The 19,608-nt window shown below is 42.2% G+C and carries 21 protein-coding genes; 16 read left to right on the forward strand and 5 right to left on the reverse strand.

All coding sequences use genetic code 11. From position 1 onward, the window contains the following. Positions 1-91: 91 nt before the first annotated feature. The 14 genes from atpB (at position 92) to ACQ93I_RS05720 (ending at position 12,844) form a co-directional block, all read left to right on the forward strand. Entirely contained in the window at positions 92-1,204 is a 1,113-nt protein-coding gene (gene atpB, locus ACQ93I_RS05655; RefSeq protein ID WP_431697577.1) for a F0F1 ATP synthase subunit A, read from the forward strand. A gap of 43 nt (positions 1,205-1,247) precedes the next feature. After that, positions 1,248-1,445 carry an ATP synthase F0 subunit C gene (gene atpE, locus ACQ93I_RS05660; RefSeq protein ID WP_029036344.1) on the forward strand — a complete coding sequence of 66 codons (198 nt, stop codon included), beginning with the start codon at positions 1,248-1,250 and terminating at the stop codon, positions 1,443-1,445. 89 nt (positions 1,446-1,534) lie between these two features. Next, entirely contained in the window at positions 1,535-2,035 is a 501-nt protein-coding gene (locus ACQ93I_RS05665; RefSeq protein ID WP_431697578.1) for a F0F1 ATP synthase subunit B, read from the forward strand. 4 nt (positions 2,036-2,039) lie between these two features. Next, a complete protein-coding gene (gene atpH / locus ACQ93I_RS05670; protein WP_431697579.1) occupies positions 2,040-2,594 on the forward strand; it encodes an ATP synthase F1 subunit delta in 555 nt (184 codons plus the stop codon). A 44-nt stretch (positions 2,595-2,638) separates the two neighbouring features. Then, entirely contained in the window at positions 2,639-4,219 is a 1,581-nt protein-coding gene (gene atpA, locus ACQ93I_RS05675) for a F0F1 ATP synthase subunit alpha (RefSeq protein ID WP_431697580.1), read from the forward strand. Between the two features lie 31 nt (positions 4,220-4,250). Next, positions 4,251-4,589: a four helix bundle protein gene (locus ACQ93I_RS05680; protein ID WP_431697581.1), complete on the forward strand. Its 339-nt coding sequence runs from the start codon at positions 4,251-4,253 to the stop codon at positions 4,587-4,589. Between the two features lie 30 nt (positions 4,590-4,619). After that, positions 4,620-5,480 (forward strand): ATP synthase F1 subunit gamma, encoded by an 861-nt coding sequence (gene atpG / locus ACQ93I_RS05685; RefSeq protein ID WP_431697582.1) that lies wholly within the window; start codon positions 4,620-4,622, stop codon positions 5,478-5,480. 333 nt (positions 5,481-5,813) lie between these two features. Further along, entirely contained in the window at positions 5,814-6,320 is a 507-nt protein-coding gene (locus tag ACQ93I_RS05690; RefSeq protein ID WP_431697584.1) for a hypothetical protein, read from the forward strand. A 35-nt stretch (positions 6,321-6,355) separates the two neighbouring features. Beyond that, positions 6,356-7,810 carry an oligosaccharide flippase family protein gene (locus ACQ93I_RS05695; protein ID WP_431697585.1) on the forward strand — a complete coding sequence of 485 codons (1,455 nt, stop codon included), beginning with the start codon at positions 6,356-6,358 and terminating at the stop codon, positions 7,808-7,810. A gap of 32 nt (positions 7,811-7,842) precedes the next feature. Continuing rightward, entirely contained in the window at positions 7,843-8,274 is a 432-nt protein-coding gene (gene dut, locus ACQ93I_RS05700) for a dUTP diphosphatase (RefSeq protein ID WP_266070132.1), read from the forward strand. Between the two features lie 168 nt (positions 8,275-8,442). Continuing rightward, positions 8,443-9,453 carry a sugar phosphate nucleotidyltransferase gene (locus ACQ93I_RS05705; protein WP_431697587.1) on the forward strand — a complete coding sequence of 337 codons (1,011 nt, stop codon included), beginning with the start codon at positions 8,443-8,445 and terminating at the stop codon, positions 9,451-9,453. Positions 9,454-9,476: 23 nt separating this feature from the next. Beyond that, positions 9,477-10,835, forward strand: coding sequence for a tetratricopeptide repeat protein (locus tag ACQ93I_RS05710; RefSeq protein ID WP_431697588.1), 1,359 nt, complete (start codon positions 9,477-9,479; stop codon positions 10,833-10,835). A 6-nt stretch (positions 10,836-10,841) separates the two neighbouring features. Then, the gene (locus ACQ93I_RS05715) at positions 10,842-11,624 is read left to right on the forward strand and encodes a DUF4292 domain-containing protein (protein ID WP_431697589.1); all 783 of its coding nucleotides are present in this window, start codon (positions 10,842-10,844) and stop codon (positions 11,622-11,624) included. Further along, entirely contained in the window at positions 11,621-12,844 is a 1,224-nt protein-coding gene (locus ACQ93I_RS05720; protein ID WP_431697590.1) for a murein hydrolase activator EnvC family protein, read from the forward strand. Before ACQ93I_RS05715 ends, ACQ93I_RS05720 begins: the two co-directional genes overlap by 4 nt. Before the next feature lie 281 nt (positions 12,845-13,125). Here ACQ93I_RS05720 and ACQ93I_RS05725 read toward each other — a convergent pair whose 3' ends face one another. After that, the gene (locus tag ACQ93I_RS05725; protein ID WP_431697591.1) at positions 13,126-13,641 is read right to left on the reverse strand and encodes an acyl-CoA thioesterase; all 516 of its coding nucleotides are present in this window, start codon (positions 13,639-13,641) and stop codon (positions 13,126-13,128) included. A gap of 215 nt (positions 13,642-13,856) precedes the next feature. Next, positions 13,857-14,786, reverse strand: a complete 930-nt coding sequence (locus ACQ93I_RS05730) for an SPOR domain-containing protein (protein ID WP_431697592.1) — start codon at positions 14,784-14,786, stop codon at positions 13,857-13,859. Positions 14,787-14,881: 95 nt separating this feature from the next. On the opposite strand from ACQ93I_RS05730, the gene dprA reads away from it, so the two are divergent. Then, complete coding sequence (gene dprA / locus ACQ93I_RS05735; protein WP_431697593.1) at positions 14,882-15,982, forward strand: DNA-processing protein DprA; 1,101 nt, start codon at positions 14,882-14,884, stop codon at positions 15,980-15,982. Here dprA and trpS read toward each other — a convergent pair. Further along, on the reverse strand, positions 15,979-16,947 hold the full coding sequence (gene trpS / locus ACQ93I_RS05740; RefSeq protein WP_431697594.1) for a tryptophan--tRNA ligase: 969 nt from the start codon (positions 16,945-16,947) through the stop codon (positions 15,979-15,981). The genes dprA and trpS overlap by 4 nt on opposite strands. Positions 16,948-17,022: 75 nt before the next feature. Here trpS and ACQ93I_RS05745 point away from each other — a divergent pair, with 75 nt between their 5' ends. Then, complete coding sequence (locus ACQ93I_RS05745) at positions 17,023-17,766, forward strand: lysophospholipid acyltransferase family protein (RefSeq protein ID WP_431697595.1); 744 nt, start codon at positions 17,023-17,025, stop codon at positions 17,764-17,766. Here ACQ93I_RS05745 and ACQ93I_RS05750 read toward each other — a convergent pair. Both ACQ93I_RS05750 and ACQ93I_RS05755 read right to left on the reverse strand, forming a co-directional pair. Beyond that, positions 17,763-19,061 carry a hypothetical protein gene (locus ACQ93I_RS05750; protein WP_431697596.1) on the reverse strand — a complete coding sequence of 433 codons (1,299 nt, stop codon included), beginning with the start codon at positions 19,059-19,061 and terminating at the stop codon, positions 17,763-17,765. The two genes, ACQ93I_RS05745 and ACQ93I_RS05750, sit on opposite strands and share 4 nt — an antisense overlap. Next, positions 19,061-19,603: an RNA polymerase sigma factor gene (locus ACQ93I_RS05755; protein WP_266070121.1), complete on the reverse strand. Its 543-nt coding sequence runs from the start codon at positions 19,601-19,603 to the stop codon at positions 19,061-19,063. Before ACQ93I_RS05755 ends, ACQ93I_RS05750 begins: the two co-directional genes overlap by 1 nt. Between the last annotated feature and the right edge of the window lie 5 nt (positions 19,604-19,608).

Raw genomic sequence — 19,608 nt, forward strand, 5'->3', positions numbered from 1 at the left:
GGCAAAAAAACAATTACGAAACATAGGCTGTGTTTTTTTATATAATTATGTACATTTGCAGCCAAATTAAAGGACTGTAATTCACCCGAAAATGCAAAAGGAAAACGTTGCGAAGTTTTTATTAGCCTGTCTTTTAATGTTTGTGAGTATTAGTTCACAGGCATTTACTGCAAAAGAGCCCCAGGAAGGGGGCGATGCAAAGGTCAATACCGAAGAAGAAATTAAGGATTATATTGATCATCACCTTGCAGATTCTCATTATGTAAATTTCTTTTCTGACGGAGAAACCGGCGCACATTATGGTTTTTCGCTTCCTGTGATCCTTTGGGATGATGGGGTGAAGGTTTTTTCTTCAGGAAAATTCCATCATGGAGAAGACCTTGCTGTAATTGATGGTCAGCATTACCGTCTTTATCATTCTAAGATCTATAAAACAGATGCCGAGGGTACTATCACCTATGGTGAGAATGGATTTCCTTCAAATGAACGTCCGCTTGATTTCTCTATAACCAAGAATGTACTTTATATGTTGGTTGTGAGTATTCTAATGCTTCTTGTATTTGGAGGTTTGGCGCGACAGTATAAGAATCGTAAGGTTCCAAAAGGTTCAGGAAGAGTGCTTGAGCCTCTTGTATTATATGTGCGTGATGAGATCGCAAAACCCAACATTGGCAAGAACTATAGAAAATATACCGGATTCCTCTTAACGGTTTTCTTTTTTATCTGGATCCTAAACCTTTTGGGGATGACGCCACTTGGTGTGAACGTGACCGGGAATATCGCGGTGACTATGGCTTTGGCGTTGATCACATTCTTTATTGTACAGTTCAGCGGAAATAAGGATTACTGGAAACACATTTTTTGGATGCCGGGAGTACCTGTTCCAATGAAGATTATCCTTGCGCCAATTGAGGTACTGGGGATGTTTACAAAGCCTTTTGCGCTCATGATACGTCTTTTTGCAAACATGACTGCAGGTCACGTAATTATCATGACCTTGCTTGGGTTGATTGTGGTATTCCAGAACTGGATCGCAGGACCTGCTTTCTTTGGGTTCACTATTTTCATTTCTATCATTGAATTACTGGTAGCTTTTCTACAGGCATATATCTTCACCCTGCTTAGCGCCCTTTACATAGGGATGGCTGTTGAAGAGCATGATGATCATCACCCTGCCGACAACGAAGATATTCCCGTAGTATAATATAAACACATTTAAGAGTAAGTTTAATTTTTAATAAGTAAGTATGGAAGCCTTAAATTTAGATTTGATTGGAGCTGGTTTAATTATTATTGGAGCTGGTTTTGGTCTTGGTAAGATTGGTAGCGCTGCAATGGAAGGAATTGCACGTCAGCCAGAAGCTGCCGGTAAAATCCAAACTGCAATGATTATCATCGCTGCACTTTTGGAAGGTGTTGCTTTTGCTGCTCTTTTTGCAGTGTAATCAATCAGAAAGAACTTCAGGCTTTGCAGCGGTTGGCTGCAAGGCTTGAATTATTTAAAAATTAAACAATAGAAGAAATAAGATAGAATATGGAAAAGTTAGTCAACGATTTTTCTTTTGGTTTGTTTTTCTGGCAGATCATTATCCTTGTTGTGCTGGTCCTTTTGCTGAAAAAATTTGCGTGGAAACCAATTTTAGATGCACTTAATGCGAGAGAGCAGGGCATACAGGATGCGTTAGATTCGGCTGAAAATGCGCGTAAGGAAATGCAAAACCTTCAGGCCGATAACGAGAAGTTATTGCAGGAAGCCCGTTTGGAGCGTGATGCTATGATCAAAGAGGCAAGAGAGATCAAAGAAAAAATGATTTCTGAAGCTAAAGAAGATGCTCAGAAAGAAGGGGAGAAAATGATCCAGCAGGCAAAGGCGACTATTCAGAATGAGAAGAATTCAGCTCTGGCCGATATCAAGAATCAGGTGGCTACCCTATCTGTTCAAATTGCCGAGAAAATGGTAAGAGAAGAGCTTTCTTCCAAAGGCAAACAGGAAAAGCTGGTAGAAGACATGCTTGATGATGTTACCTTAAACTAAGAAGATGCAGGGAAGTAGAGCAGCAGCGAGATATGCCAAAGCCCTTTTGAGCCTGGCGCAAGACAAAAATGTTACCGGAGAGGTAAACGCCGATATGGTTCTTATTAGTAAGACTATAAAGGATAGTGAAGAGCTTCAGGCCTTTTTGAAGAGTCCTGTGGTGAAAAATACCATGAAGAAAAATGCCCTTTTAGAGATCTTTAAATCTGTGAATGGCGTTACTTCAGGATTATTTGAGATCCTTATAGAGAACAATCGTTTGAACATCCTTCCTTTGGTTGCATCAAGTTATGAGCGTCTTTATGACGAGATGAACGGAGTACAGGTAGCGAAGGTTACAACGGCTATTCCGCTTACTCCAGCACTTGAAGCAAAGATTCAGCAAAAAGTAAAGGAACTAACGGGAAATGAGGCTAAGATTGAGAACATTGTTGATGAGAGTATCATTGGCGGGTTTATCTTAAGAGTGGGTGACATTCAGTATAACGGAAGTGTGAAGTCACAGCTTACAGGTCTCAAAAGAGAATTACAGAACAATACATACGTAGCAAAAATTTAATTAAAACCGCTGCGCCTGGGCGTAGCATTTTATTCTAAATAATTATGGCAGAAATTAATCCGGCTGAAGTATCAGCAATATTAAAGAAACAGCTTTCCGGGTTTGAGGCTAAGGCTTCCCTTGACGAAGTTGGTACTGTTCTCAATATTGGGGATGGTATCGCTAACGTCTATGGACTTTCCAATGCACAATACGGGGAGTTAGTTGAATTTGAAGGCGGATTGGAAGGAATTGTACTTAACCTTGAAGAAGACAATGTTGGGGTAGTACTATTAGGTCCATACAAACAGGTAAAAGAAGGAGCAACCGTTAAGAGAACTCAGCGTATTGCTTCTATCAATGTGGGAGAAGGAATTGTTGGACGTGTTGTAGACACGCTTGGGCAGCCTATCGATGGAAAAGGACCAATACAGGGTGAGACATTCCAAATGCCATTAGAGCGTAAGGCACCGGGGGTAATTTACCGTCAGCCGGTAACCGAGCCGCTTCAAACAGGAATCAAGTCTATCGATGCCATGGTACCAATTGGTCGTGGACAGCGGGAGCTTGTAATTGGTGACCGTCAAACTGGTAAGACAACAGTGGTTATCGATACTATCCTAAACCAAAAAGAATTTTACGATGCAGGGGAACCTGTTTATTGTATATATGTTGCTGTAGGGCAAAAAGCCTCTACTGTAGCAGGTATTGCCAAGACTCTTGAAGATAAAGGAGCTCTTGCCTATACCACTATCGTAGCTGCAAACGCATCAGATCCTGCTCCTATGCAGGTTTATGCTCCATTTGCAGGTGCTGCGATTGGTGAGTATTTTAGAGATACAGGCCGTCCTGCATTGATCGTTTATGATGATCTTTCAAAGCAGGCTGTTGCTTACCGTGAGGTATCTTTGCTTCTAAGACGTCCACCGGGGCGTGAGGCATATCCTGGAGACGTTTTCTTCCTTCACTCAAGATTGCTTGAGCGTGCTGCAAAAGTGATTGCTGATGATAGTATCGCGAAGAACATGAACGATCTTCCTGATGTTTTGAAAGACAAAGTAAAAGGTGGAGGATCGCTTACCGCACTTCCGCTCATTGAGACACAGGCGGGTGACGTTTCGGCGTATATCCCAACCAACGTGATCTCGATTACCGATGGACAGATCTTCTTAACATCCGATCTTTTCAACTCTGGGGTGCGTCCTGCGATTAACGTAGGTATCTCTGTATCTCGTGTAGGTGGTGCCGCGCAGATCAAGTCGATGAAGAAAGTTGCCGGTACACTTAAGCTTGACCAGGCACAGTTCCGTGAATTGGAAGCATTTGCCAAATTCGGGTCTGACCTTGATCCTGCAACATTAAATGTGATCGAAAAAGGTAAGCGTAACGTGGAGATCCTTAAACAGGCCGAGAACAACCCTTATCCTGTAGAGAACCAAATCGCTATCATCTTTGCCGGTTCCAAGAACCTGTTGAGAAACGTTCCTGTAGAGAAAGTAAAAGAATTTGAAAAAGATTACCTGGAATATCTTGATGCCAAGCACAGAGATGTACTTGATCAACTAAAAGCAGGTAAATATACAGATGAAATCACCGACACGCTTACAAACGTAGCTAAGGAGATTTCAGCTAAATATAAAAAGTAGTATGCAAGTGCAGAGTTAAGAGTCTTGAGTTATGAGCAAATTGGAAAATAGCCCGGTTCGGATTAAAAGTTTCCAGTTTGCTTGTGACATCGTTCTCTTCACCCGGTCCTTGAAAAAACGAAATGAATTTGAGCTGGCTTCCCAGCTTTTAGAAAGTGGAACTAGTATTGGAGCCAATGTTAGGGAAGCACAAAGGGGAGTAAGCACAAAAGATTTTAAAAACAAATTCGGTATTGCTTTAAAAGAGGCCGATGAAACCAAATATTGGTTAGAGCTAATAGAGGCAACTTCGGATATTGATTGCAAAATTTTAATTGCTAAGTGTGAAGAGTTGATAAGAATTATAGTTTCAATAATAAAAAACTCATAACTCTCAACTCCTAACTCATAACTAAAAAGAATGGCCAATTTAAAAGAATTAAGAAGCAGGATAACTTCGGTGTCTTCAACCATGCAGATCACCAGTGCCATGAAAATGGTATCGGCTGCAAAGTTGAGCAAGGCGCAGGATGCCATAACCGCTATGCGTCCTTATTCAGAAAAACTTTCTGAACTACTTCAATCTCTCAGCGCGACGCTAGACAGTGACAAATCGAGCAAATACGCCGAGCAACGTGAGGTGAACAAGGTGCTTATGGTAGCAATTTCCTCGAATCGTGGATTGGCAGGTGCTTTTAATTCCAATATCGTAAAAGCATCAAAATATGTTGCAAATCGTGATTACAGCGATAAGAGCGTAGAATTCTACAGCATAGGAAAGAAGGCAAATGATATTCAGAAAAAGACCCACAACATCTACAAAACCGAGACGGCTATTTATGACGACCTTAGTTTTGAGAATGCTGAAGCTCTTGCCAAAGAATTAATGACCCTTTTTGTAGAAGGCCAGTTCGACCGAATCGTTTTGGTGTACAACCAGTTTATAAATGCCGCTACGCAAGACGTGCAGGTAGAACAGTTTTTACCTATCGTACCTGTTGAAAAAGATGAAAATGTGACCTTAGATTACATTTTTGAACCTTCAAAAGAGGAGATCGTGATGGAACTTATTCCAAAATCTCTTAAAATGCAGGTCTACAAAGCCCTGCGTGACTCTTTTGCTTCAGAACACGGTGCTCGTATGACCGCAATGCACAAGGCTACAGATAATGCTCAGGAACTTAGAGATTCCCTTAAGTTATCTTACAACAAAGCAAGACAGGCTTCTATCACCAACGAAATTCTTGAAATTGTTGGTGGAGCTGAAGCTTTGAATAAATAAAGATTCAGCTGGCGACAATTGGACGTAGCGATAGCGAAGTCAAATTAGCCAATCCTGAATCTTTGAATAAATAAAGATTCAGCTGGCGACAATTGGACGTAGCGATAGCGAAGTCAAATTAGCCAATCCTGAATCTTTAAATAAATAAAGATTCAGCCGGCGACATTTCGACGTAGCGATAGCGAAGTCAAATTAGCCAAAACTGAAGCTTTGAATAAATATATAGCTGAATTTCAGATTTTTATAACTCCATGTCGACAGGCATGGAGTTTTTTGTTTTTAATTGGTACTAAAATTGAAGTACTATCGCCAGAACACTAAACAATTCGCACCATGAAACCATTTTTTTTCTCTTTTTCGGCACTTTTAATTCTTATGAGCTTTAGTAACTGTGCGAATGGCAAACAATTGCAGGAGGAGCCGCCCAAAGCTGTGGGAGAAGCTTTTTACACTACCTGGACAGGTGGCGTGAGGGGCGCAGGTTCAGGATTTAATCTGTTCATTCCGGTGGCGGCAAATTCAGAGATTAAGATGGATACCGTTTACTTCCGCGGAAAAAAAAGTATACTTGAAATAGAGCCTTCCAACCCCGACCTTTACGTCGCACGCTTTGAAAATTCCGGCGCAACGAAGGACTTTGTTATGCATAAAGATCCAAAAAAGGAGTTTGGTAACGAAGTTCCAAAAATGATTGAAAAAATACCTTTCGAACTTGCCGAAGGTGAGGCAGTAGTGCACTATACCCGGAAAGGAAAGGAGAAATTCTTCAGGATAAAAAATATTCAGAAAAAAGACAGCGGGGAAGTGCGTCTAAAAAACCCTAAAAACATTCAGCATTAATAGTACATTTGTGAGGAATTCTCAAGCAAAAACTATTGGCGCTCTTTCAGAAGCTATTTAAACAAACCGTCGTTTATGGTGTTGCTACAGTGGTACCCAGGATGCTATCATTCCTGTTGTTGCCGCTGTATTCTGCTTACCTTCCTACCGAAGGTTTTGGAGAAGTAGCTATAGTCTTTTCCTGGATGGCAGTGTTTAACGTGCTGCTCGCTTATGGGATGGAAACCTCATTTTTCAGGTTTTTTCATCAGGAAGAATTCCGTAAAGAGGTCACAGCCACCTCTGCACTTTCATTAATAGGTTCTACCTGCATATTTCTACTGCTGGGTTTCCTCTTTATGGAAGAAATTTCCTTTGCTACGGCCATTGCCTCTCATTACGTGCTCTACGTGATCCTGATTTTGGCACTCGATGCTCTGGCGACCATACCTTTTGCCTGGCTTAGAGCCACCGAAAGGCCAGGTGTTTTTGCTGCAATCAAGATTGGAAATGTCGCGGTAAACCTCGGGCTCAATATCTTTTTCATTGTCTATTTGCCAGAATTAGCATCCAAAAATGCCATTTTTGAGACCCTGTACATCCCCAATTTCGAAATTGCCTATATTTTCATTGCCAATCTTGTTGCCAGTGGGCTAACGCTCCTGGTCATGTTGCCATTTTATTTTAAACTGCCATATACTTTTAACAGCAGTCTTTGGAAAAAAATGCTCAACTACGGCACCCCAATTTTAATTGCGGGGATAGGTTTTGTCATTAATGAAGTGTTTGATAAGATCCTGCTCGGCTGGCTGTTGCCTCAGGATATTGCAAAGTCTGAAGTTGGTGCCTATGCTGCCTGTTACCGGCTTGCCCTGTTTATGACCCTTTTTGCCACGGCTTTCAGGTTGGGGATAGAACCGTTTTTCTTTAGCCATGCCAAAGAAAAGAATGCGCCACAAACCTACGCCACAATCACCAAATATTTTGTCATTTTTGGCGCCCTCATCCTGGTGCTGGTCACCATTTTTTCTGACCTTTTAAAATTGCTGCTCATTAGAGATTCCTCATACTGGGACGCCATGGTGGTGGTACCAATGATCCTGGCCGCCAACTTTTTCCTGGGTATTTACCACAATCTTTCGGTTTGGTATAAGGTGAGCGACCGCACAAAATTTGCCGGCTATATCTCCCTTTTTGGAGCCGCAGTCACATTGATACTTAACTTCTGGCTTATTCCGTATTACAGTTATGTGGGGTCGGCCGTTGCGACCATGGTGGCCTATGGCAGCATGATGTTGCTCTCTTTTTACTTCGGAAGAAAATATTATCCCATTCCTTATGACCTGAAGCGAATTGGTGGCTACCTGCTCATTTCCCTCGCTTTTTCGGGGATCTATTTCTACCTTTTTAGAAATAATTATTACTTCGGAAGTATATTAATCCTTATCTTTTTTGCCCTTATTTATTACGCTGAAAAGGATCAGTTAAAACAGCTTTTGAAGAAGTCATAATTTGAACTGCTTCCGAAGAAAACTAACAAAGCATGAACGTAAAGATAATCAACAAATCAAAGCACGAATTACCGGCCTATGAAACCGGATCATCTGCAGGAATGGACCTGCGGGCCAATATTTCTGAACCTGTTACCCTGGCACCCCTAGCCCGGGCTATTGTCAAAACAGGGCTTTTCATTGAACTTCCAGTAGGCCACGAAGCCCAGGTGCGCCCACGCAGCGGGTTGGCTGCCAAAAAAGGCATTACGGTACTAAATTCTCCCGGCACAATTGACGCCGATTATCGGGGGGAAATTGGGGTGATCCTGGTGAACCTTTCTAATGAAGAATTCACGATAAACGATGGGGAGCGCATTGCACAGATGGTGATCTCCCGTCACGAACACATCACCTGGAAAGAAGTTGACACCCTCGAAGAAACATCACGTGGCAGCGGCGGCTTCGGAAGCACAGGGGTCTAGTACGCAGTGCTCCGTGTTCAGTAGGCAGTTTTGATCAGTAAATAATTAACAGTGATCAGGATCTCAAAAGCTGTGCAAGGAACAACAAACAATAAATCAAGAACAAATTCATTAGTAAGTAAGAATCTTAACCTAAGATCTCACTACTCACTACTCAATACTAAAAAAATGAAAATCATAGTTCCCATGGCGGGTCGCGGGTCGCGGCTTCGTCCACATACCTTAACAGTTCCAAAACCTTTAATTCCCATTGCCGGTAAACCCATTGTTCACAGGCTGGTTGAAGATATCGCAAAAGTTCTCGATGAAAAGATCGATGAAATTGCCTTTATCATTGGAGAAGATTTTGGTGAAAAAGTTGAAACCGACTTAAAGAAAATTGCAGAGACCCTGGGCGCAAAGGGCACCATTTACTATCAGGATAAACCTCTTGGCACCGGGCACGCTATTATGTGTGCCAAAGATTCTTTAGAAGGCCCCGCAGTGATTGCTTATGCCGATACACTTTTTAAAGCCGATTTTACGTTAGATAAAGAAGCCGATGCGGTGATATGGGTAAAACAGGTAGAAAATCCTTCAGCATACGGCGTAGTGCAGTTAAACGAGAAGCGGGAGATCACTGATCTTGTTGAAAAACCTTCAGAATATGTGTCAGACCTTGCTGTAATCGGAATTTATTACTTCAAGGATGTAGCGGTTCTTAAGAACGAACTGCAGGGAGTGCTTGATAATAACATTATTCGCGGTGGGGAGTACCAGATCAATGACGGGATAGAGGCGATGAAGCAGAAAGGCGCGAGATTCGTTCCGGGGAAGGTTGATGAATGGATGGATTGTGGTAACAAGCAGGTGACTGTAGAGACCAACACCAGGATGCTTAAATTCCTTCAGGAAGATGGGGAAAAGCTGGTAGCTTCAAACGTAGAAATAGAAAATTCAGAAATTATTGAACCCTGCTTCATTGGTGAGAACGTGGTGCTCAAAAATGCCAAAATAGGTCCCAATGTTTCTATTGGAAACGGAACTAAAATAAGCAACTCGACCATTAAAAACAGTTTGATCCAAACCTTTGCTGAAGTAGAGAATGCAGATCTCAATAACGCCATGATAGGTAATTTTGCCAGGTTCAATGGTGAATTTACCGAAATTAGTATCGGTGATTACTCTGTGCTGGAGTAGCGCTTTGCAGCATTAAAAAATGCATGAAAAAAAGGCTTTACATAATACCATTTTTGACCCTGCTACAGCTGGGTAGTATTTCCTATGCACAGGAGAAACCGGTGGTAGAAATGGCCCAGGATGACCTGGGAAATGTAACAGATGCCTTTCAGGAGCATTTTTTTGAGGCGCTAAAGCAAAAGGCAATAGAAAACCATGAAAAGGCGATAGATGAGCTGGTGCAAAGTCTGGCGTTAAAGCCCGATGAACCTGTAGTGTATCTTGAGCTGGGTAAAAACTATAATGCGCTGGGCCAATATTCCCAGGCTGCGGTGTATCTGGAAAAAGGTCGAAAAGCAGTGCCTGAAAATGAGGGAATGCTCGCGGAGCTTTACACCACTTACTTCGAGGGCAGGGAATTCAAAAAGGCACTGCCGGTGGTAAGAGATCTGGCCCGGTTGAATACTGCTTTTTCAGAAGACCTGGTGAACCTGTACATTCAGACTGAAAAATACGATGCGGCCCTTGGGCTTCTCGATTCGCTCGACCAGGTAAAAGGTTCCAGCACCTACCGGGAAAGTTTGAGGCGGCAGGTTTATGCCCGTACCAACAACGTGGAGGCGCAGATAAGCGATTTAGAGGAAAATATTGAAGAGAACCCTAAAAACGAGCAGGATTATCTCAACCTGATCTTTGTTTACAGCGAAAACGGGCAGGAAGAAGAAGCTTTTGCAACTGCAAGGGAACTGTTGGAAATAAATCCTGGTTCCCAGCTCGTGCACCTTGCCCTTTACAAATTCTATATTGCCGATAATAAAGCTGAAAAGGCCGTCAACTCAATGGAAATTCTGCTTAACAGTGACCAGATAGATGAAGTCACAAAGTATCAGGCGCTCAATGATTTTTTAATTTATGTGACCGAAAATCCTTCTTTGGAAGAAGATTTGATACAACTGGTAGAGACTTTTTCAGAAAAAGAAAATAACCTGAAGGTCTATAAGCAACTTGGCACTTTCTTCATTGAAAAAGGAAAGAAGGAGCTGGCATTAAATTATTTTAAAACTGCTCTTGAAAATGACATGGATGATTTTAATTTGTATCGAAATGTCATAAAACTGGAGGCTGAAAAAGGGCATTTTGAAGAGGTGAAATTACTCACTGAAAAAGGTCTTGAAATTTTTCCCACCCAGGCGTGGTTGTTTCTCATGCAGGGAAATGCTCTTAACGGCTTGAAGGAATATCAAAAAGCAGAAGAAATGCTTCTTACAGGCCTGGATTACCTCATTGATGATGCCGAAACTGAACGGGAATTTCACCGTCAACTCGCTATAACATATAAAGGCCTTAACAAAGCTGAAAAAGCTGCAGAAGCTCTAAAAAAAGCTGAAAAATTAGAAAATTAATACTGAATGACCTGTAAACAATTAATTCCCGTAGTTCTTATTTCCTTAATCCTGTTCTCATCCTGCGGCGGCGCCCGTAAAGCAAAAATGGGGACTGTAGCCCCCGAAGATGCTGCTGTTGCTGCTGTTGTTGACCAGCACTACAACAGAGAAGTTGACTTCAATACCCTGCAGGGCAGGCTTAGTCTCGATTACCAGACAGAAGAGCGAAGCCAGAGCGTTACAGTGAATTTCAGGATGAAAAAGAATGATACCATCTGGATGAGCGGGCAGTTGCTGGGCATTCCGCTGGCTAAGGTTTTGATCACTCCAAATTCGGTGCAGTTCTATGAGAAAATCACAAAGACTTATTTTGATGGAGATTTCAGCCTATTAAGTGACCTGCTGGGAACTCCGCTGGATTATGAAAAGGTTCAGAATCTTTTATTGGGCCAAACCATTTATGACCTTAGGGAAGAAAGGTATAAATTGACGGAATCTTCAAGAGGCTACCAGTTGCAACCTGAACAGGAAAATTTCCTGAAGCGAATGTTCCTTCTTGACGCCGGAAACTTTAAGGCCCTGGCACAACAACTGGGGCAGGAGCAGGGCAACAGGAGCGTAACTGTTACTTACCCGGAATATCAAAAGATTGACCGGCAGCTTTTCCCGTTGCAAATCAAGATAATAGCTACAGAAGGCACCCAAAATACCCGTATAGATATGACCTTTAGAAACATTGAGTTCAATGTTCCTGTTTCTTTTCCTTTTTCAATACCTTCGGGCTACGAAGAAATTAGCATAGAATGAAGATAAAGGTTCTATTACGGCATGTCTTTTTTGCAGGATTTTTATTGTCAAGCCTTCACGGCTTTTCTCAGGAAAACAAGCGGGAAGAGCTGGAGCAACGAAGGCTGGATTTGCAGCATGAGATCAAAAGGATCAATTCTTTACGGACTTCAAACCTAAAGAAAGAAAAATCTATACTCACCGAGGTGGAAGACCTCGATCAACAAATTCGCAGTACCGAAAAGTTGATTCGGGTGACGAATCAACAGGCCAATTTACTTACACGAGAGATCAATACCAACCAAAACCGGATTGGCACTCTTCGTAAAGAACTCGAGCAGCTTAAGGAGGATTATAGTAAAATGATCCGGAAATCCTATAAGAGTAAGTCGCAACAAAGCAGAATTATGTTCCTGCTTTCTTCGGAAAACTTTCTGCAGGCCTACAAGAGGCTTCAGTACATGAAGCAATATGCCAATTACCGGCATCAGCAGGGAGAAGAGATCCAGCTGCGCACCGAAGAACTTCAAAAGCTCAACCAAAGCCTGGCAGAACAAAAGAAGACAAAGGACAGGCTAATTGTTGAAAACCGAAAGACCCGTGCATTGCTGGAAGACAGTAGAAAAGAACAGCAGTCCCTAATTGCTGAAGTTCGTAAAAAAGAAGGTCAGTTTGCTTCTCAACTCAAAAAGAAACAGCAGGAAATAAATGCGATAGACCGGGAGATAGAGAGAATTATCGAGGAAGCCATTGCAGCAAACAACAAGGCAGAAGGTTCTACTTCGAGAAGTGTCTTTAAACTTACTCCCGAGGCCAAAGCTCTTGCTGCCGATTTTGAAAAGAACAAAGGTAAACTTCCATGGCCGGTAAGAACAGGTACTGTGGTGCTCCGTTTTGGAACCCAACCTCACCCTATTGTAAAGACCGCTACCATGAACAGTAACGGTGTGAGAATAGCGACAGATCCTAACTCAAAGGCCAGGGCTGTTTTTGGCGGCACGGTAAGTGAAATTATTGCCGTTAAAGGATCCAGCCTCATGGTTATGGTAAGACACGGAGATTATATCACCATTTACAACCACCTTGATTCTGTTGATGTGCGCAAGGGTCAGCAGGTGGCACTTGGCCAGGATCTTGGAAGTATCGCAATTAACAAGACCGACGGTAGAACAACGCTGTACTTTGTAATGTACAAGAACAACCAAAAGCTTAACCCCGAAGAGTGGGTCTACCAGATGTAGATTTTATTAGAGAATAGGATCAAAAAGCAAGAGTCAAGTTTGCAGTGATCAGTGTTCAGTTTTGGAAAATAAGAGCCAGGAGCCAGGAACCAAGACTAATTATGGGAATATAGAGCTATAAAGAAGACATCTACAAGCTCCGGAGGAGCGGTATATTTATAGTTATAGAGAGATAAGAATCCTTAAGTTGAGCTCCGGAGGAGCGACATATTTCATGAGCTAAAGCCTGAATATAAAATAGTGGCCGGTTTTCAGCACGGATTTTACATCCGAACCACCTTCTAAGAATTTACGAATAATGCCTTAAGTTCTGTAGCTTCTCCAGGTTTCATTTTCCCTGCCAGCACAAGGCTTAGTTGTTTACGTCTCAAAGCGGCTTCAAAACGTTGCTTTTCCAGTTCAGTTTCAGGTTCCAATGGAGGGACGGCTACAGGATGTCCTGTTTCATCTACAGCCACAAAGGTATAAATAGCCTCATTGGCTTTGCTGCGATGGCCGCTTTCGCGATCTTCTACCCACACATCTATATAGATTTCCATAGAAGATTTAAAGGCTCTTGAAACCTTTGCTTCCACAGTTACGACACTTCCCAGAGGCACAGCTTTGTTGAAAGCCACATGGTTCACAGAGGCAGTAACCACAATTCTGCGGCTATGGCGTCTTGCGGCGATGCTGGCTGCACGATCCATCCGCGCAAGCAATTCCCCTCCAAAAAGGTTGTTTAAGGGGTTGGTTTCGCTTGGTAAAACAAGGTCTGTAAGAGTGGTTTTAGAATCTTCTGGAGTTCTGGCTTGCATTTTTTAAAATTTTCGGCAAAGTTAACATGCTTTATTCTAAATGCCGTTAAGCTGATATTAAAAAAAGATCAGCTGGCAGCAAGTAGTTTGCAGTCTCTTTTTTAGAATTAGAGTTGAATAATCCAAATAGAAACTGCGCTCTTTAGATTTGCACTTTCAAAAAGAGAACTTTTCTCTGATTATGATGTTTGGATTTTGGTAATTGTAACAGGAAGTTACAGCTCCTCAACAAGTAACCACGCGCCAGGATTGTTCTTTTTCACCCGGTAAAGCTCATTGGTAGCTTCCCTGCGGGTTTCATGACTACTGGAGATCACCTGGTGCAGGCCAAATCTATTTTCACCAATTTGGCGGGCTTTGAATCCCTGGGCTTTAAGTTCCTCTACAGCTTTGGCAGCATTTTCGGCTTCTCTAAAGGCTCCGGTTACTATATGATAGTTTCCGGTTTGTTTAGAGACTTTTAAAGTAACAGCAGGAAGCGGATTGTCAATTATAAAAGTGGCTTGCTGAATTTTGTTTTCCAGCTGAGAAGCGGCTTTTTGTTGTTCGGCAATATTGTGCTCATTTACCTGATCACTGTAAATATTCAGGCCGGCAGCTCCACTAAGTCCAATAGCAACAAGACCTACAGCGGCATATTTTAACCAGCGGTTTGCCCTTCTTTCAGGCGTAAATGCGACAGGTGCTTTTTCTTCAATTTCCTGTGCCTGTTGTTTGTACACTTCACGGGAAACAGCATTTCTCTTAAAGGAATCAAGGCCAAATGCTTCTTTCATGAAGTTCATCTGGGCAGCAGGTTCAAATTGTAGTTTCTCTCCTTCAGTTATAGAAAAAGAACCTACATTCTGAAAATTCACTGTCTTGTTCTTTTCCAGAACAAGCTCCAAATCCTGTACAAATTGCTCTATCTGTTCAAGAGCATTATTGTACGATACCTTTTCAGCTTCCATAATATAATTAGCCAACAGGCCATCATTCTTAACGAGCTGGCGGTTAAAAGAAACTGTTTTTCTGGGAGGAAAAAATTCCCCGCTAGAAGGATGAATGCCTGCGGAATGTTGTTGCGTAATAAAAGCACCAAACCCCGGAAGGATTACACATTCATATCGGTATAGAAGATCGTGGATGTAATTTGCTATTGCCATTGAAACAAATGTAAAGATTTTTATTTTCTGAAAAAACAGGCTATCTATATTTTATTAACAATTTTTTCTGCTACTTTTCAGGCTTTAATTTGGCTATGAAAGATTCTGATTTACAGTATGTTTTGGCTCTGCAGCACGTTCCAAATCTGGGAGATGTTTCAGCCAAAAAACTCATCCGCCACACTGGATCTGCCGAGGCTGTTTTTAAGGAAAAAAAGGCCGCTTTGCTCAAAATTGACGGGATAGGAAATACCAAGCTCAGCTACCTTTTTTCATCTGAAAATCTTAAAGCTGCCGAAAAAGAGCTGGAATTTATTTTACGCAACAAAGTTAAAACACTTTACTACGAGAACAGCGATTACCCCGAAAGATTAAAACACTGCCTTGACGGACCTATCCTGCTTTTTGAAAGAGGAAATATTCAACTTGTCAACAGGAAGATTCTTAGTATAGTGGGTACGCGTAAGGCAACTACCCACGGAATCTCTTTTTGTGAAAGGTTCATAGAAGAGCTCGCGCCCCTTAATCCGGTGATCGTTTCAGGTTTTGCTTACGGAATAGACATTGCGGCACAACGGGCAGCCATTAAACACAATCTACAAACCGTTGGCTGTCTTGCCCACGGGCTAAATAATATGTACCCTGCGGTTCATCAAAAGTATGTGGCCGGAGTAGAAAACAACGGTGGTTTTTTAACCGATTTCTGGAGTACAGATACCTTTGACCGGAATAATTTCTTGAAGAGAAACCGCATTATCGCCGGAATGAGCGAGGCTACTGTGGTCATTGAAAGCGCCGAAAAAGGCGGATCTCTGGTCACTGCCGATATTGCAAACTCTTATAGCCGGGAAGTTTTTGCAGTTCCCGGCAGGCCTACCGATCTTCAAAGCAAAGGCTGTAATATGCTTATCAAATCTCAGCAGGCCCACGTAATGACCAGTGCGGCTGATCTCATTTATATGCTCAACTGGCATCCTCAAACCCCTGTAAAAGCTGTTCAAAAACAGCTTTTTGTAGAGCTGGAAGAAGATGAGCAGGCTCTCTACGGCTACTTAAAAGACAGGGGAAAAGAACAGCTCGATCTTATCGCGCTCAACTGCAGTATCCCAACCTTTAAAGCAGCTACACTTTTGCTCAATATGGAACTCAAAGGCGTGGTAAAGCCTTTGCCAGGTAAACTTTTTGAGGCGGTTTAGTAACCTAATTTTTGTCTTACCCGTATCAATACATCATCGGCTACCTTTCGGGCTTTTTCTGCACCTACAGCAAGAGCTTCTTCCACTTTGTCCGGGTTCTGCATGTAGAAATTGTACTGGGCACGTTCCTTTTCAAATCGGGTGATCAACAGGTCGTAAAGTGCCTGTTTGGCATGCCCGTATCCAAAACCTCCTGCTTCATATTTCTTCTTCATCTCGGCAGTCTCTTCTTTAGATGCTACCAGTTTGTAGATGTTGAATACATTGTCAGATTCGGTGTCTTTGGGTTCTTCAAGGGGAGTACTATCGGTTTGTATCGCCATGATTTGCTTCCGAAGCTGCTTATCGGGTAAAAACAGGTTGATGATATTGCCTTTAGATTTGCTCATCTTTTCCCCATCGGTACCGGGTACGTACATTGTTTCTTCAGAAACGCGTGCATCGGGCATTACAAAAGTGTCTCCCATTTTTGCATGAAATCTCGAAGCCACATCCCTGGTCATTTCCAGGTGTTGTAGTTGATCTTTCCCTACCGGAACAATTTCAGCATCATACAAAAGAATATCTGCTGCCATTAAAATAGGATAATCGAATAATCCGGCATTAACATCTTCCAGTCTGTCGGCTTTATCTTTAAAAGAGTGAGCCAGGGTGAGGCGTTGGTATGGGAAAAAGCAGTTGAGGTACCAGGTGAGTTCTGTAACCTGTGGGATATCGCTCTGCCTGTAAAAAACAGTTTTCTCAACATCAAGACCAAAAGCCAGCCAGGTAGCTGCGGTAGAGAGGGTATTCTCCCTTAACACCTTTGGGTCTTTAATCTGTGTTAAAGTATGCAGGTTTGCTATAAATAAAAATGAATCGTTCTTTGGGTCGTTGGCCATTTCCACGGCGGGAATAATAGCTCCTAAGATGTTCCCCAGGTGAGGAGTACCGGTACTCTGTACTCCGGTGAGAATTCTAGACATCGGCTTTCTGTATTTTTATACAAAGGTATCTTTTTTAGAGAAGACGTTCAATTCAATTCATTACTTTTGGCCGTTATGCATATACTTAGGTCTTTCCTGGTTGTCTTGTGGAGAATATGGTTCTATATCCTTATGGCCATTCCCATCATTGTTTTTTTTCCGTTTTTACTTTTGTTTACCTCCAGGACGAGGTTTTATCCGCAGTTCTTTATGATTGCGCGCTGGTGGGCTTACTTTATTTTATACGGAATGGGTTTCTTCCCTAAAATAAAGCGGGAACGAAAACTTGTGAAAGGGGAAAGTTATATGCTGGTTGCCAATCATACCTCAATGACCGATATTATGCTCATGCTGGTGGCTGTTAAGAATCCGTTCGTTTTCGTCGGAAAAAAAGAGCTCGCAAAAATTCCCCTTTTTGGATATTTTTATAAACGTACCTGTATTCTTGTTGACCGCCAGAATCAAAGAAGCCGAAAGGAAGTTTTTGACAGCGCACAACGCCGATTGAATAACGGCACAAGTATTTGCATCTTTCCTGAAGGTGGCGTGCCCGATGATACCTGTGTTCTTCTCGACAACTTTAAAGATGGCGCTTTCCGCCTGGCTATAGACCACCAGATTCCCATAGTTCCTATTGTATTTTACGACAATAAAAAACGCTTTCCTTACATTTTCACTAAGGGTAGCCCGGGTAAAATGCGCGTAAAGATCAAAGAATTTATCCCTACAAAAGGTCTTGTGCAGCAAAATAAAAAGGAAGTTCGGGAGCAGACGAGGGAGGTGATCCTGCAGGAACTAAAATCTGGTAGACTTTCTTAAAATTTATAGCTGAAACCTGTGTACACGCCCATGAAATAAGGCTGTACATCTCCATTGGGCTGGTCAAAAGTTTTTAGCTGATACTTCAGCATAGGTTCCAGGTTGAGTTTGAATTTTTCTGAAAGCTTGTAATCCAGCCCCAAACCAATATTGGCGCTAAAACTCACTTCATTTAGGTTATTGGCTTTTCCGGTCGCCGTAGTGTTGCCTGTGCTAAGGGTAACTTCATTATCTTCCAGGATTAGCGTACTTCCACCCCCAATAAGATTCACCTCAAACTTATTTTTCCACAGGTTGATCTCAACTTCTATGGGAACTTCAATATATCCTATTTTCTGGCTTAGATTACCCTGGGTGAATATCCCGGCCTGGGTACGGTTGGTGCTGCTGGTTCGGTTATTCGTAAAACTGCCGGAAACCATCTTCATATCAGAATCTTTGACTTTTACCAGGGAAGTATTTCTTACAGAATAGATTCCGGTGGCCGACTGGTATCCAATGCCATTTGCGCTATAACCAAGATCTACACGGCTAACGCCCGATCTTACCTTTATTCTATCGCTAAGCTCCATAGCCAGCCTCACCCCATAGGAATAAGTGATTTCTGCCTGCCTGCTATCGTTATAACCCACCTCAAGAGGGTTCGCGGTTCCCATTTTGCCGTAATAAATGGGGCTGGCATGGGTAGAGACTTCAAAGTGGTTCTTTTCCTGGGTGCTGGCTACTTCTGTTTCTTCAGGAGTTTTCACGGCATCAAAGATTGAAGGTCTTAAATCTTCAGGTTTCGAATCTTCGGAAGCTGTTTTTTCCTGCTGAAGTGGTATAGAGACAACAGCCAGAGGGGTGTCAAAAATGGCATTTTTGGAACTTATTTCTGAAGCTGTTTCTTCAGCGGTTCTCATATTTTCTTCTGAAGCTTTCTTGTTAGCAACAGGTTTAGAATTGCGGGTTAATACTTCAGAAGGACTCGCTATAGCAGCCGTGCTTTCTTCCGAAGTAATAGGTATAACCGGAATTATTGGTGAAAGCGCCCTATTCATTACAGGTGCTTCTGTCTCTTCACCGGCTACAGATGTAGAATTTTTTACGGGCAATATCCAGTCTCCAATCATAAAAAAGAAGGCCAGTATGGCGGCCACACCGGCATAGCGATACCAAAGCGGTATTACGCGCCGGCGTTTTTGCTTTTCCTGAAGTTTGGCTTCAATATTTTTCCACACGGCATCGCTGGGCGCTGCTTCAAAATCGCGAAACTTCTCCTGATAGAGCCGGTCTATGTACTTCTTTTCTTTCATTATACAGATCGGGCGGCTGTTTTATAGAGACTGCTTTCTATTTTCTCTTTCAGGATCACTCTGGCCCTTGCAAGATTCGATTTTGAGGTTCCGGTAGAAATATTTAGCATTTCAGCAATTTCTTTATGGGAGAAACCATCGAGTACATAGAGATTGAAGACCTGCCGGTAACGATCTGGCAACTGCTGTATGATCTCCAGTAAGTAATCAACGGAAACTTCATCCTCTTCTACTTCAATTTCTGGATCTTTGTGAAAATCATCTCTAATGATCTCAAAGACTGTTTGTTTTCTATATTTCTGAAGGGCGGTGTTGATCACGATCCTCTTCATCCATCCTTCAAAAGAACCTTTATTTTTATACTGGGGCATGCTTTTAAAGATCATCAAAAATGCGTCCTGCAGGTTGTCTTCTGCCTGTTGATAGGTTGATGAGTACTTAAGGCAAACCGGGAACAATTTATGTGCAAACATCTTATAAAGCTGCTCCTGCGCCTTTATGTCCTGCTTTTTGCATTTTTGTATGAGTTGCTTAATGCCCAATATTT

This window comes from Salinimicrobium sp. WS361 (genome assembly GCF_050750585.1).
GTDB lineage: Bacteria > Bacteroidota > Bacteroidia > Flavobacteriales > Flavobacteriaceae > Salinimicrobium.